The organism is Burkholderia sp. THE68, assembly GCF_009938265.1.
Classification (GTDB): Bacteria; Pseudomonadota; Gammaproteobacteria; order Burkholderiales; family Burkholderiaceae; genus Caballeronia.
Genome location: NZ_AP022315.1, coordinates 2,411,507 through 2,425,641, shown reverse-complemented (window position 1 = coordinate 2,425,641; position 14,135 = coordinate 2,411,507). Strand labels below are relative to the sequence as shown.

The window sequence follows — 14,135 nt, the reverse complement described above, 5'->3', positions numbered from 1 at the left end:
CGCATCCGGAATGCGCACCGGTTTCGGGAAGATGACCGCGTCAGCCCGGATAGGCCTCATCGACCTTCAGACCCGCCAGCTTGAAGATGACGCGCAGCGTTTGCGGCGCGATATCCCGGCGTGAGGCGAGCGTCGTCAGGACGAAGTCCATCACCTTGGCGTATTTCAGCATCGTCAGGCAGCTCTCGATGTCAGTGGAGCCGTCGCGCATCGACTCGGCGAGGCGCAACATCTCCACGGAGATCTCTCGAGCCATTTCCAGTTCGAGCTGCTGCTTTTCGCTCCACGCGGGCATCGCGGTCAGTGCCGCGAGCATCTCCTGAAACTGTTTTTCTGCTTTCTTGTCGGGGATCGCATCCATTGCCGTCCTCTCATGTTCATGGCGCCGGCGAGTCGCATTCGCCGCGCTGTGCGTTAGGTGTTACGTAACAAGGTTGGCGCGGGTGACGACGTTGGACGTGTCGAGGCGCGGCTTGTTACTGGCGTGTTGCTCCTGCTTGCTGATCGGTACGTGGCCCGGGCCACGCCGTGTCGTCTCTTCCAATGGCCTCATTGTCGGACGATGCACGAACCGTTCCATCCGTTCTAGCGTCACGCCTGAAGTGACGAGCCAGTGGCTGAAACAAGAGCGTCTTTGCGCTTTTGGGTAAACTTCCCCTTTTGAGACGGCAGAACCAGCGGTTAGCGCACATTCAGCGCGAACTGCTCCGCATTTTTTATTCACCACACCTTCACAATGACCAGGAAGTCTCCCGCGCCGGCTCCGGGTACGCCCGACCCCTCCACCAAGCACGATATCCGTCCAGGCCAGTCGATCGAACTGCTGAAGGAACTCCATATCCTCACGCGCGACGGCAAGATGAACCAGGACAGCCGTCGCAAGCTGAAACAGGTGTATCACCTCTATCAGTTCATCGAACCGCTTCTCGCCGACGTGCATGCACATCAAGGGGCCGTATCACTCGTCGACCACGGCGCAGGCAAGTCCTATCTTGGGTTCATTCTCTACGATCTCTTCTTCAAGACTCTGCGCGATCGGTCACACATCTTTGGAATCGAGACGCGCGAGGAACTGGTAAAAAAATCCGAAGAATTGGCGGAGCGCCTCGGGTTTACAGGGATGTCGTTCCTGAATCTGTCGGTGGCCGAATCAATCGATTCGGATCGTCTGCCCGCTTCGATCGATATCGTCACAGCGCTGCACGCCTGCAATACCGCCACCGACGACGCGATCCAGTTCGCTCTGCAGAAGAATGCGAAGCACATCGTCGTGGTGCCGTGCTGTCAGGCCGAAGTGGCCTCGGTGCTGCGCAAGAACAAGGGACACTCGCTCTCGAAGAACGTGCTGACGGAAATGTGGCGGCATCCGCTGCACACGCGGGAATTTGGGAGCCAGATCACGAACGTGCTGCGCTGCCTGCAGCTCGAATCGCATGGCTATCAGGTGAGCGTGACGGAACTCGTCGGCTGGGAGCACTCGATGAAGAACGAACTGATCATCGCGCAATTCAAAGATTTGCCGCGCGGCCGGCCCGCCCAACGGCTCTCGGACGTGCTCGAAACGCTCGGGCTGGACGAATTGCGCGCGCGTTTCTTCGCGCCCGCGAACTGATCAGGTTTTGTCTTTCATCCACGCGTCGAAACCGTCGTGCCCGAGACGGCGCAGGGTTTCGATATTGCGTTGGTAAATTTCGGAGGCCTCGGGAAACGCGTCGACGGCGCGATCGATGCTCGCTTCGCGCAGCAGATGAAAGATCGGATAGGGCGCGCGATTCGTGTAGTTGTCGATATCGTCGGGCGCGGTGCCTTCGAACTGGTAATGCGGATGAAAGCTCGCGATCTGCAATTCGCCCGCAAGCCCCAGTTGACCGAGCAGACGTTCGGCGAAGAAAAGGGCGTCGTTGTATTCGGCGAAATCCGCGAACGCGTGCGGCGTGATGAAAAGCGTGGTGTCGATGGCGTCGGGGTCCGTATCGCGCAGCAGACGCAGTTCGTCGGTCAGTTCGACGACGAGATCGTCCACGCCGCGCGCCTCGCTCACCACATAACGAATCTGGTTTTTGACATGCACGCTCTTCGCAAACGGGCACAGATTGAGGCCGATCACCGCGCGGGTGAGCCAGTGTCGAGTCGCCGCGATCACGTCGTCGCGGGTGCTGCTGTCAGTCATGAACCTTCCTGTTTGCGATGCGCGGCGCACGCCGCGGCGATCAGCACGCGCGCGATGCGCGGCGCCGCGAGCAGCGGGCCCGAGCCGGGGCCGTATGTCTGGCTCGTTGCATAGATGCCGTCGACCAGCAACGCGAGCGATTCCGCCAGTTCAACCGGATTATCCGCTCCGGCGGCCGTCGACATCTCGACGAGGCGTGTCATCAGGTAACTTTTGTTGCGCTCGACCGATTGCCGCGCGGGATGCGCCGGATCGCCGAATTCGCACGCGATGTTCAGGAACGGGCAGCCGCGATAGTCCGGCGACGACGCCCGCTTCACCAGGTCCTCCAGCGCTTGAATCATCTGCCGCGCCGGTTCGCCCGGATGTTTCGCGACGCTCGCCTCGAAGCGCCGCCGAAACCCTTCGTCCATGCGCTCCAGATAGGCGACGACCAGTTCGTCCTTCGACGCGAACTGCCGGTACAGGCTCATCTTGTTGACGCCCGCGCGTTCCACGACGGCATCGACGCCGATCGCGCGGATGCCGTCGCGATAGAACAGTTCCTGCGCCGCGTCGAGCAACTGCTCTTGCGCCGTCGCGCCGTCGGTGCGGACATTGCGCCGGGCATGGGTTTTCGGCTGATCGGCAGATGATCGTGTCAAAGTCGCTCCTCGAAAAATTCCTGCTGCACGCTTGACATGTTACCGATCGGTAACTAAGCTCGCAACTCTGATGTGACAGAGCGGTAACGAATCATATCGCCACAGGCAGGAAATCAACGAAACGGAGCAGCGATGAACTGGGTAGCGAGACGGCTGAACGGCCGGATACATTATGGCTGGGTCGCGGTGGGCGTCGTGTTTTTCGTGCTGCTGGCGGCGGCGGGCACGCGCGCGACGCCGAGCGTCATGATGTTGCCGCTCGAAAAGCAGTTCGGCTGGTCGCGCGGCACGATTTCGCTCGCCATCTCGATCAACCTCGCGCTCTACGGTCTCGCCGGCCCGTTCGCGGCGGCGGCGATGCAGCGCTTCGGCGTGCGCCCGACCGTGCTCGCCGCGATCGCGACGCTTGCCGCGGGCGTCGGCCTCTCGTCGATGATGACCGAGCCGTGGCAAATGGTGCTCGTCTGGGGCGTGATGGTCGGCAGTGCGACGGGCGTCGCCGCGCTGACCTTGTCGGCGACGATCGTGAACCGCTGGTTCACCACCCATCGCGGTCTCGCGATGGGCATTCTCACCGCCAGCTCCGCAACCGGCCAGCTCGTCTTCCTGCCGCTCCTCGCATCGATTTCCGAGCGCTTCGGCTGGCGTCCGGTCGTGTTCGTGGTCGCGGCGGCGGTGGCGGTCGTGCTGCCGCTCGTCGCGTGGCTGTTGCCCGAGCGTCCCGTCGATCTTTCGCTGCGTCCCGTCGGCGAACACGCGGATCTGCCGCCCGCCGCGGTGTCGCCGCCGAAGAATCCGATCAAGGTCGCGTTCGCCACGCTCGCCTCGGCCAGCAAGACGCGCGATTTCTGGCTGCTGTTCTTCAGCTTCTTCGTCTGCGGCGCGAGCACCAACGGTTATGTCGGCACGCACCTGATCGCGATGTGTTCCGATTACGGCATGACGCAGGTGCAGGGCGCGACGCTGCTCGCCGCCATGGGCATCTTCGATCTCTTCGGCACGACGCTTTCCGGCTGGCTTTCGGACCGCTTCAACGCGCGCGTGCTGCTGTTCTGGTACTACGGGCTGCGCGGATTGTCGCTGATTTATCTGCCATACGCGTTCGGCATCGATTTCTTCGGCCTGCCGCTTTTTGCCGTGTTCTACGGTCTCGACTGGATCGCCACCGTGCCGCCGACAGTGCGCCTCGCCACCGATGCCTATGGCAAGGAATCGGCGCCGATCGTGTTCGGCTGGATCGTCGCGGGCCATCAACTGGGCGCGGCATTCGCGGCGCTCGGCGGCGGCATGTTGCGCTCGAGTCTCGGCAGCTACACCGTCGCGACGATGATTTCGGGCGGCCTGTGCCTCGTGGCGGCGGTCACGGTGTTGCGCATCAATCGCGCGAACCGGTCGATAGGCGTCGCCGCGACCTGAGGCGCTTCACGCGCGCTTGTTATCCTTGTCGCCTGGAACGGCGCGCATCCCTGGCCGATGCGCGCCGTTTGCCTTTCATCACGCCAACGAGGATCAACATGACCACGAAGCCGGCTCCAACCGATGTCGACATCCACGAACTGATCGCCGGCCGCTGGAGCCCGCGCGCCTTCTCCAACGCGCCGATCGAGCGCGCGCAGTTGCATCGTCTGCTCGAAGCGGCGCGCTGGGCGCCGTCGTCGAACAATCTGCAGCCGTGGCGTTTCATCGCGTTCGACCGTCAGCGCGACGAAGCCGCGTTCAAGCGCGCGTTCGACACGCTTGCGCCATCGAACCAGAAGTGGAATGTAAGCGTGCCGCTGCTCGTCTGCGTGACGGCGTCGACGCTCACGCCGAAGGGTGACGCGAACCGCACCGCGACTTACGACACCGGCGCGGCCGCGATGGCGCTCGTGCTTCAGGCGCACGCGCTGGGGCTGGCGACGCATCAGATGGGCGGTTTCGATCGCGACGCGTTCCGTCAGGCGTTTTCGATTCCGTCGGAGGTGGAGATCATCGCGATGATCGCAATCGGCCATCACGGCGACGTCAATCAGCTCGACGAAGCGCTGCGCGAGCGCGAAGCGGCGCCACGCGCGCGCAAGACACTGAGCGAGACCGCCTTCGAAGGCGGCTGGGACAAGGCGTTCGAGTAAAGCGAAACGCTCAATGCTCGTCCGCGGCCGAGAGCGGGCGAGCAACATCTTCAAGCGACTTGCGCTCGGCCGCGACGCCCCAGATACCGGCGACGACCGCCGCCGCGATCATCAGCAGCGAGCCGATCAGATAGCCCACGAACACGGCGCCGCGCTGATGGGTGTCGATCAGTTGCCCGAACAGCGTCGGCCCGATGATGCCGCCGAGCGCCGTGCCGAATGCGTAGAACACCGCGATGGCAAGCGCGCGAATCTCCAGCGGAAAGGTTTCACTCACCGTCAGATAGGCAGAACTCGCCGCCGCCGATGCGAAAAAGAAAATCACCATCCACGCGATGGTCTGCGCGGTCACGGTGAGCATGCCCTCCATGAACATCCAGCCGCTCACGGTAAGCAGCACGCCGGAAATCGCATACGTGAACGCGATCATCCTGCGCCGGCCGAGCACGTCGAAAAGCTTGCCGAGCAGCACCGGACCGAGGAAATTTCCCGCCGCGAACGGCAGCACGTACCAGCCGATGTGATCACCGGGCACGTGATAGAAATCGGTCAGCACGAGGGCATACGTGAAAAAGATCGCGTTGTAGAAAAACGCCTGCGCCGTCATCAGCGTGAGTCCGACGAGCGAACGGCTGCGGTGCGCCTTGAAAAGCGTGTGCACGACTTCGCTCAGCCGCGTGTGTTCGCGCGCGTGCAGGCGCAGCGGTTTGATGGGCGTGTCCGGAATCGCGACGCCGTGCTGTCGGAACTGCGCCTCGATATTCTCGACGATCTGCTTCGCTTCTTCCGCGCGATTGTGCGTGATGAGCCAGCGCGGGCTTTCCGGCACCCACATCCGCATGAGCAGAATCGCGAGTCCGAGCGCCGCGCCGATCAGAAAGCACGCGCGCCAGCCCCAGTCGGGCGGAAGCAGGCCGGGATCGAGCAGGACGATCGAGCCCGCCGCGCCGATGCCGGCGCCGATCCAGAAGGTGCCGTTGATCGCGAGATCGGTCCAGCCGCGCAGGCGGGCCGGAGTGAACTCCTGAATCGTCGAGTTGATCGCTGTGTATTCGCCGCCGATGCCCGCGCCCGTCAGAAAGCGAAACAGCACGAAGGTCGCGAGATTCCACGAGAACGCGGTCGCGGCGGTGGCCGCCACGTAGAGAAAGAGCGTGATGAAGAACAGCTTGCGGCGACCGAGCCGGTCCGTGAGCCAGCCGAAGCCGAGCGCCCCGAGCACCGCGCCCGCGATATACGCGCTGCCCGCGATGCCGACATCCGCGTTGGAGAACTGCAGCGCCGGGCTCGTTTTGAGCGCGCTCGCGACGGCGCCGGCCAGCGTCACTTCGAGTCCGTCGAGCAACCACGTGATGCCGAGCGCGAGCACGATCAGCGTGTGAAAGCGGCCCCACGGGAGGCGGTCGAGGCGTCCGGGCAAATCCGTTTCGATGATGGCGGGGCGCTCGCCGGCGTTGTCGCTCAAACGATTCTCCTGTTGCACGGCGGGTTCCGTTACGCTCATGGGACTGAAGCGTGCTTCACTGAGATCAGGCACGCAAGGGAATGAACAAATTGCCGCTTGTCGAGCAAGTTGCATTCCGCTTTTGGTGAATAGCCTCAATGGTTTAAAAATGGCTTGAATGCGATTGATGCTCGTCCCGGAACGTGTTAAAAACGCCGTCCATGTTTGATTGCGGCGTCCCCTGAGCGACGCCGCCGATGCCCATGACTTATTGCGCGATTGACTTCGGCACGTCGAACTCCGCCGTCGCTCTTCCTGACGGCCTGTCGATCCGGCTTGCGCCCGTCGAAGGGGAGGCGACCACGCTGCCTACAGCCGTCTTCTTCAACACCGACGAGAACAGCCAGTCCTACGGCCGCGCGGCGCTCGAGGCGTACATCGACGGCTTCGACGGCCGTCTGATGCGTTCGATGAAGAGCATCCTCGGCTCGCCGCTCGCGGACAACAGCACCGATCTCGGCGATGGCTCGGCGATCAAATACACAGACGTCATCACGCTCTTTCTGCAGCATCTGAAGCAGAAGGCGCAGGCGCTCGCCGCCGAACCGCTCACCCGCGCGGTGCTCGGTCGCCCGGTCTTTTTCGTCGACGACGATCCGCGCGCGGATCACCTCGCGCAAAAGCAGCTCGAAGCGTGCGCGCACGCGGTCGGCTTGCGCGAAATCCATTTCCAGTACGAACCGATCGCCGCGGCCTTCGATTACGAAGCGGGCCTGACAAAAGAAGGGCTCGTGCTGGTCGCGGATATCGGCGGCGGTACGTCGGACTTTTCACTCGTGCGCGTCGGCCCGGAGCGCGCGCATCGCCTGGAGCGCAAGGACGACGTGCTCGCGCATCACGGCGTGCATGTCGCGGGCACGGACTTCGACCGCCGCGTGGAACTCGTGACCGTGCTGCGCGAACTCGGCTACCAGGCGCTCGATCCCAAAGGACGCGAACTGCCGAGCCCCGTGTACTTCGATCTCGCGACCTGGCATCTGATCAACACGGTCTACACGCCGAAGCGTGTTAGCGAGCTTCAACTGATGCGCCATCTCTACACCGACACGCGCCATCACGATCGCCTGATGCGCGTCGTGGATCGCCGGCTCGGTCACGCGCTGACGGCGCACGCGGAGGAAGCGAAGATCGACGTGGCGGCGGGCGGCACGACCGAAATCGATATGGAAGAGGTGGAAGAAGCGCTGCGCGTTGCTTTCGACGAGGCGCAACTGATCGCGGCCGGGGCGGACGAGACGCGGCGAATCGTCGAGGCGGCGCAGGAAACGCTTAGACGGGCGGGCGTGGCGCCTGAAGACGTCGACGCCGTCTATTTCACGGGCGGGACGACGGGGCTGCGATTCCTGTCGGAGGCGCTGTCGGCGGCGTTCCCCGCCGCGCAGCCGGTGTTCGGCGATCGCCTCGCCAGCGTGGCGAAGGGACTCGGGATCTACGCCCAACGCGTTTTCGCGTGACGCCCGCGTACTCTGCGCGCGCCAGAAAAAAGAAAAACCCCGCCGAGGCGGGGTTTTTTGCATAAATCGTAGCGGGTCTTAGACCGGCTTGATGTTTGCTGCTTGCTTGCCCTTCGGGCCAGTCTTCACTTCGTAGGAAACCTTTTGGTTTTCCTGAAGCGTCTTGAAGCCTTCGATGCGGATTTCCGAGAAGTGCGCGAACAGATCTTCGCCGCCGCCATCCGGAGTGATGAAGCCAAAGCCCTTTGCGTCATTGAACCACTTGACGGTACCGGTTTCCATGTTACGTATTCCAAAAAATTGATGAATAAGGCCGAAGCCCAAGGGTGCGGAAAATCAAGGAAGGGGCAATGGGACCAACCGGAGTACCGTGATGGCGAACTCGAAAAGACCAATTCACTCGCCACTTGAAATCCTGCAAGAAGCTTTATACGGCGAAACGATTTCTGGGTCAATTAATATCCGACAACTCCGAAGGGATTTTTTCGAGATACGTAAGCAAAATTTACAAGACTTGCAATTTCGGTAGCGATCAGCCTACAAAAACCCCAAATTGGGGCGAACTTTTTCTCAGCATGCACTGCAAACGAAAGGTGCAACCGGTAAACTACGCGCCGACTTAACAGTTGCACCGGCATCGTCGCGAGGTCGAAAAAATGACCGCGTTTCGTGGCGATGCGCGCGTGGCGCGAGACACTGGAGAGAGAGTTTGAAGAGTTCGATACAAAGAAATATCGGGCCGATGGCCCTGATGCTGACCGGCCTCGGATCCATCATCGGGTCGGGCTGGCTGTTTGGCGCGTGGAAGGCTGCGAAGATCGCCGGGCCGGCTGCGATCGTCGCGTGGGTGATCGGCGCGGTCGTCATTCTGGCGATCGCACTGACCTATGCCGAACTCGGCGCGATGTTCCCCGAATCCGGCGGCATGGTGCGCTACGCGCGCTACTCGCACGGCGCGCTGGTCGGTTTCATCAGCGCGTGGGCCAACTGGATCGCGATTGTCTCGGTGATTCCCATCGAAGCCGAAGCGTCGATTCAATACATGAGCACCTGGCCGTATGACTGGGCGCACGCGCTGTTCGTCAACGAGTCGCTTACGCCGATGGGCATCGCGCTCTCGGCGCTGCTGGTGATCGTCTACTTCATGCTGAACTACTGGGGCGTGAAAGTGTTCGCGCGGGCCAATTCCGCGATCACGATCTTCAAGTTCCTGATTCCTGGCGCGACGATCGCCGGCCTCGTCTACACCGGCTTCCATGCGCAGAACTTCGGCACCACGTCCGATTTCGCGCCGTACGGCTGGCCGGCCGTGCTGACGGCGGTGGCGACGAGCGGCATCGTCTTCAGTTTCAACGGCTTCCAGAGCCCGATCAACCTCGCCGGCGAGGCGCGGAACCCGTCGCGCAGCGTGCCGTTCGCCGTGATCGGCTCGATCTTGCTTGCGCTCGTGATCTACGTGCTGCTGCAGGTCGCGTATATCGGCGCGGTGAATCCGGCGGACGTGATGAAGGGCTGGTCGCATTTCAACTTCGCGTCGCCGTTCGCGGAACTGGCGCTCGCGCTGAATCTGAACTGGCTCGCGATCCTGCTTTACGTCGATGCGTTCGTCAGCCCGAGCGGCACCGGCACGACCTACATGGCGACGACCACCCGCATGATCTACGCGATGCAGCGTAACAATACGATGCCGAAGATCTTCGGCGTCGTGCATCCGTTCTACGGCGTGCCGCGTCCGGCGATGTGGTTCAACCTCTGCGTCGCGTTCGTCTTCCTGTTCTTCTTCCGCGGCTGGAGTTCGCTCGCGGCGGTGATTTCGGTCGCGACGGTGATCTCGTATCTCACCGGTCCCGTCAGCCTGATGGCGCTGCGCCGCTCGGCCTCCGATCTCGATCGCCCGCTCAAGTTGCCGCTGATGTGCGTGATCGCGCCGTTCGCGTTCGTTTGCGCGTCGCTCGTGCTGTTCTGGGCGAAATGGCCGCTGACCGGCGAGATCATTCTGCTGATGGTCGTCGCGCTGCCGGTCTATTTCTACTTTCAAAGCAAGACGGGCTTTGCGGGCTGGGGCCGCGATCTCAAGGCGGCGTGGTGGCTCGTGACCTATCTGCCGTCGATGGCGATGATGTCGCTGATCGGCAGCAAGGACTTTGGCGGTAGCGGATTGCTGCCGTACGGCTGGGACATGGCCGCGGTAGCCGTGCTGGCGCTGATCTTCTATTACTGGGGCGTGCACACGGGATATCGCACGACGTACCTCGACGAGCGCGAAAGCCGCGACGACATTCTTCACGACGTCGGCGCGTGAGTTGTTCCGCTTCACGACGAAGCCCGCCTGAGCGATCAGGCGGGTTTTTTTGTCACGTCAAGCGTTGGTGAACACGTAGTTCGTCATGGCGAGCGCGCGCTGGAACGTGCCGAGCGACTGAATGCCAAGCCGATAATCATCCGCCGCTGCGCCGAGCGCGCTGAAGACCGGCAGCAGATGCTCGTCGGTCGGATGCATCAGCGCGGCGTGCGGCGCGCGGGCGCGATAGTCGAGCAGGGCGGCGATGTCGCGTTCGGCCATGCGGTCCTCGAACCAGTCGGTAAATTCAGTCACGCGCGGATCGGCGTCTTCGGGCCGCGCGCTGAAATCGGCCATGCGCAGATTGTGCGTGATCTGCCCGGAACCAACGATCATCACGCCGTCATCGCGCAGATCGCGCAGCGCCCGGCCGATGCGGAAATGATGCGCGGCGTCGAGCCTCGGCTGGATCGATAGCTGGGCGACGGGCACATCGGCGTCGGGGAACATCAGCAGCAACGGCACCCACGCGCCGTGATCGAGGCCGTGATCGGTCGTCGCGGCGGGAATATCCTGTTCTCCGAGCAAGGCGGCGGCGCGCTTCGCCAGATCGGGTGCGCCGGGCGCCGGGTAGCGCAGTTCGTAGAGTGCGCGCGGAAACCCGTAGAAATCGTGGATCGTCTCAGGCCGCTCGGCGGTGCTCGCGACAGGCTCCGCCGTGCCCCAGTGCGCGGACAACATCAGAATGGCGCGCGGACGCGGCAGCGTTTGTGCGAGCGAAGCGAATTCGGCGGACGGCATCGACGGGTCGATCGGCAATGTCGGTGCGCCGTGGGAAATGAAAACGGTGGGCAGTCGGCTCATGGCGGCAAGAATTCCTTTGGGATTGCCATGAATGTAGGGCCGCGAGCCGGGTTGATAAACAGCGCAGACGGCAACGAATTGTGTCGCCGTTGTTGTCAATCTCAAGGACGTCAGTTGGTTTCGCCGCGAAGTCCTTGCCAGGCGGACGCGGCAGGCTGCGCAAGGCCAAACAGATCGATGACGCGCGCGACCGTGTGATCGACCATGTCGTCGATGGTCGCAGGCTTCTGATAGAACGCGGGCAGCGGCGGAAAGATCACGCCGCCCATTTCGGTGACGGCCGTCATGTTGCGCAGATGCGCGAGATTGAGCGGCGTTTCGCGCACGAGCAGCACGAGGCGGCGGCGCTCCTTCAACACGACGTCGGCGGCGCGGGTGATGAGGTTGTCGGAGAGACCGTGCGCGATGCTCGCAAGCGTACGCATGGAACAGGGCGCGACAACCATGCCGTCGGTCGCGAAGGAACCCGAGGCAATGCTCGCGCCGACGTCGCGCACGCTGTGGACGACATCGGCCAGCGCGTGGACGGTGGCTTTGTCGAGATCGAGCTCGTGCTGAATATTCAGCCAGCCGGCGCTGGAAATGAGCAGATGCGTCTCTACGCCGCCCAGCCGGCGGAGCGTCTCGAGCAGACGTACGCCGTAGATGGCGCCCGTTGCACCGGTTATCGCGACGATGAGCCGTCGCGTTGCGGCAGCGGGCGCGCTCACTTGCAAAGAACTCAGGCGGCGGCGAAAAGCTGTTGCAGCTCGCCCGACTGATACATCTCCATCATGATGTCCGAACCGCCGATGAACTCGCCGTTCACATAAAGCTGCGGAATGGTCGGCCAGTTGGAGAATTGCTTGATGCCCTGGCGAACCTCATCGTCTTCGAGGACGTTCACGGTCTTGATCTGATCGACGCCGCATGCCTTGAGCACTTGAATGGCGCGGCCGGAGAAACCGCACATCGGAAATTGCGCGGTGCCCTTCATGAAGAGGACGACCGGGTTCTGATCGACGATCTGCTTGATGCGTTCTTGCGTGTCCATGGCGTTCCTGCGCTTGAAGTCGGTGGATTGATGGTTGAAATGATAGCGGATTTCGGTTTCGCGGGCTGATCGCGGCCCGGCGCTCACGCCGTGAAAAGTCCGCCGGAGCAGCGTTCGATGCCCGCGAGATCGCGCATCGAGCGCACGTCGGTGAAGCCGCGCGCCTTGAGCAGCGCACGCACGTCATCGGCCTGATCGTAGCCGTGTTCGAGCCAGAGCGCGCCGCGATTCGCCAGCAGAAACGGCGCGTTCCCGATGATCGTGCGGATCGCGGACAAGCCGTCGGCGTCGTCGGTGAGCGCGCCGCGCGGTTCGAAGCGCAGGTCGCCTTGTTCGAGATGCGGATCGTCGCTCGCGATATACGGCGGATTGCTGACGATCGCTTCGAACAGCAACGATGGATCGACATTGCCCGTCCAGTCGCTTTGAACGAATGAGACCTGGCCGCCCGCGCGTGCCGCATCGAGCAGCGCACGCGCATTGCCGCGCGCGACATCGAGCGCCGCGTTCGAGCGATCGACGGCCCACACGCGCGCATCGGGCCGCGCGTGAGCGAGCGAGATCGCGACTGCGCCCGTTCCCGTGCCGAGATCGAGCACGCGCGCGTTCGGCGTATCGGCAATGGCTTCGAGTGCGAGTTCCACGAGCAATTCGGTTTCCGGACGCGGAATCAGCACGTCCGGTGTCACGTCGAATTCGAGGCCGAAGAACTCGCGCTTGCCGGTCAGTTGCGCGATGGGCTCGCCGTTCAGACGTCGCGCCGCGAGCGCTTCGAAACGCGCGATGGCATCGTGCTCGAGCGCTTCGCCATCGCGCGTGATGAGTTCCGTGCGCCGCCAGCCGAGCACATGCATCAGCAGGATGCGCGCTTCGAGTTGCGGCAGTCCGGCAGTGCGCAGCAAGTCGACCGCGGTGCTCACTCGGTTTCACCGAGCGCGGCAAGCAGCTCGGCCTGATGCTCGGAAACCAGCGAGGCGATCATCTCGTCGAGATCGCCGTCCATGATGTATTCGAGCTTGTAGAGCGTCAGGTTGATGCGGTGATCCGTCATGCGCCCTTGCGGGAAGTTGTACGTGCGGATGCGCTCCGAGCGGTCGCCCGAGCCGATCAGACTCTTGCGCGTCGCGGCTTCCTTAGCGTGCTGCTCGTGATACTGCTTGTCCTTGATGCGCGCGGCGAGCACTTTCAGCGCGCGATCCTTGTTCTTGTGCTGCGAGCGGTCGTCCTGACATTCGACGACGATGCCCGTCGGCAAGTGCGTCACGCGCACGGCGGAATCCGTCTTGTTGATGTGCTGGCCGCCCGCGCCCGACGCGCGAAACGTGTCGATGCGCAAATCCGCCGGATTGATCACGACTTCGCTGATTTCATCGGCTTCCGGCATCACCGCGACCGTACACGCCGACGTATGGATGCGTCCCTGCGTTTCGGTCGCCGGCACGCGCTGCACGCGATGCCCGCCCGATTCGAACTTGAGCCGCGAATACGCGCTTTGTCCCGCGATCCGCACGATCACTTCCTTGTAGCCGCCGAGATCGGACACGCTTTCGGACATCGTTTCGGCGGTCCAGCGGTTGCGTTCCGCGTAACGCAGATACATGCGCAGCAGATCGCCCGCGAACAGCGCGGATTCGTCGCCGCCGGTGCCCGCGCGGATTTCGATGAAGATGTTGCGGTCGTCGTTCGGATCTTTCGGCAAGAGCATCGTCTGCAAATCGCCTTCGATCTTCACCATGCGCTCCCGCGCCTCGCCGATCTCTTCTTCGGCGAAATCGCGCATCGACGGATCGGAGAGCAGTTCCTGCGCGGTGGCTTCGTCGGTCAGCGCCTGACGCCAGAGTGCGTATTGATCGACGATCGGGCTGATCTCCGCGTGCTCCCGCGTCAGTTTCCGATACTGGTCCATATCGGCTGTCACGTCTTCGCGGCTCAACAGTTCGTTGAGATCGACCTGCCGTTTTGCAAGCTGGTCGAGCTTGCTTTGCATGCTCGTTTTCATCGGGCGGAATCGGCGCGGTCAGCGCCAGGAAATACTGCGATCAGGGAGCCGCCACGCTAGCCGCGCGGGGCATTT

The 14,135-nt window shown here is 62.8% G+C and carries 15 protein-coding genes; 5 read left to right on the top strand and 10 right to left on the bottom strand.

Annotated elements, in window-relative coordinates; translation table 11 throughout:
* Positions 1-40: 40 nt before the first annotated feature.
* Positions 41-361, bottom strand: coding sequence for a hypothetical protein (locus tag BTHE68_RS11425; RefSeq protein WP_061151036.1), 321 nt, complete (start codon positions 359-361; stop codon positions 41-43).
* 375 nt (positions 362-736) lie between these two features.
* On the opposite strand from BTHE68_RS11425, the gene BTHE68_RS11420 reads away from it, so the two are divergent.
* The gene (locus BTHE68_RS11420) at positions 737-1,612 is read left to right on the top strand and encodes a class I SAM-dependent methyltransferase (RefSeq protein WP_162066412.1); all 876 of its coding nucleotides are present in this window, start codon (positions 737-739) and stop codon (positions 1,610-1,612) included.
* On the opposite strand, the gene BTHE68_RS11415 is transcribed toward BTHE68_RS11420, so the two are convergent.
* On the bottom strand, positions 1,613-2,170 hold the full coding sequence (locus tag BTHE68_RS11415) for a DUF1415 domain-containing protein (protein WP_162066411.1): 558 nt from the start codon (positions 2,168-2,170) through the stop codon (positions 1,613-1,615). It lies immediately after the preceding gene.
* Positions 2,167-2,814 carry a TetR/AcrR family transcriptional regulator gene (locus tag BTHE68_RS11410; protein ID WP_162066410.1) on the bottom strand — a complete coding sequence of 216 codons (648 nt, stop codon included), beginning with the start codon at positions 2,812-2,814 and terminating at the stop codon, positions 2,167-2,169. The genes BTHE68_RS11415 and BTHE68_RS11410 overlap by 4 nt, the downstream gene beginning before the upstream one ends.
* Before the next feature lie 132 nt (positions 2,815-2,946).
* Here BTHE68_RS11410 and BTHE68_RS11405 point away from each other — a divergent pair, with 132 nt between their 5' ends.
* Complete coding sequence (locus BTHE68_RS11405; protein WP_162066409.1) at positions 2,947-4,230, top strand: MFS transporter; 1,284 nt, start codon at positions 2,947-2,949, stop codon at positions 4,228-4,230.
* A gap of 98 nt (positions 4,231-4,328) precedes the next feature.
* On the top strand, positions 4,329-4,925 hold the full coding sequence (locus BTHE68_RS11400) for a nitroreductase family protein (protein ID WP_162066408.1): 597 nt from the start codon (positions 4,329-4,331) through the stop codon (positions 4,923-4,925).
* A gap of 10 nt (positions 4,926-4,935) precedes the next feature.
* Here BTHE68_RS11400 and BTHE68_RS11395 read toward each other — a convergent pair whose 3' ends face one another.
* Complete coding sequence (locus BTHE68_RS11395; protein ID WP_162066407.1) at positions 4,936-6,429, bottom strand: MFS transporter; 1,494 nt, start codon at positions 6,427-6,429, stop codon at positions 4,936-4,938.
* Positions 6,430-6,632: 203 nt separating this feature from the next.
* On the opposite strand from BTHE68_RS11395, the gene BTHE68_RS11390 reads away from it, so the two are divergent.
* Positions 6,633-7,883, top strand: a complete 1,251-nt coding sequence (locus BTHE68_RS11390; protein ID WP_162066871.1) for an Hsp70 family protein — start codon at positions 6,633-6,635, stop codon at positions 7,881-7,883.
* 78 nt (positions 7,884-7,961) lie between these two features.
* Here BTHE68_RS11390 and BTHE68_RS11385 read toward each other — a convergent pair whose 3' ends face one another.
* Positions 7,962-8,165: a cold-shock protein gene (locus tag BTHE68_RS11385; protein ID WP_007000074.1), complete on the bottom strand. Its 204-nt coding sequence runs from the start codon at positions 8,163-8,165 to the stop codon at positions 7,962-7,964.
* A 427-nt stretch (positions 8,166-8,592) separates the two neighbouring features.
* On the opposite strand from BTHE68_RS11385, the gene BTHE68_RS11380 reads away from it, so the two are divergent.
* Positions 8,593-10,185 (top strand): APC family permease, encoded by a 1,593-nt coding sequence (locus tag BTHE68_RS11380; protein WP_174258010.1) that lies wholly within the window; start codon positions 8,593-8,595, stop codon positions 10,183-10,185.
* Positions 10,186-10,242: 57 nt separating this feature from the next.
* Here the strand turns inward: BTHE68_RS11380 and BTHE68_RS11375 are convergent, their stop codons facing one another.
* From BTHE68_RS11375 to prfA, 5 genes are all read right to left on the bottom strand, one after another.
* The gene (locus tag BTHE68_RS11375; protein ID WP_162066406.1) at positions 10,243-11,028 is read right to left on the bottom strand and encodes a DODA-type extradiol aromatic ring-opening family dioxygenase; all 786 of its coding nucleotides are present in this window, start codon (positions 11,026-11,028) and stop codon (positions 10,243-10,245) included.
* A 110-nt stretch (positions 11,029-11,138) separates the two neighbouring features.
* Positions 11,139-11,738, bottom strand: coding sequence for a UbiX family flavin prenyltransferase (locus tag BTHE68_RS11370; RefSeq protein ID WP_162066405.1), 600 nt, complete (start codon positions 11,736-11,738; stop codon positions 11,139-11,141).
* Positions 11,739-11,749: 11 nt separating this feature from the next.
* On the bottom strand, positions 11,750-12,061 hold the full coding sequence (gene grxD / locus BTHE68_RS11365) for a Grx4 family monothiol glutaredoxin (RefSeq protein WP_061179180.1): 312 nt from the start codon (positions 12,059-12,061) through the stop codon (positions 11,750-11,752).
* Between the two features lie 83 nt (positions 12,062-12,144).
* Entirely contained in the window at positions 12,145-12,981 is an 837-nt protein-coding gene (gene prmC, locus BTHE68_RS11360) for a peptide chain release factor N(5)-glutamine methyltransferase (protein WP_162066404.1), read from the bottom strand.
* Complete coding sequence (gene prfA / locus BTHE68_RS11355; RefSeq protein WP_162066403.1) at positions 12,978-14,060, bottom strand: peptide chain release factor 1; 1,083 nt, start codon at positions 14,058-14,060, stop codon at positions 12,978-12,980. The genes prmC and prfA overlap by 4 nt, the downstream gene beginning before the upstream one ends.
* Between the last annotated feature and the right edge of the window lie 75 nt (positions 14,061-14,135).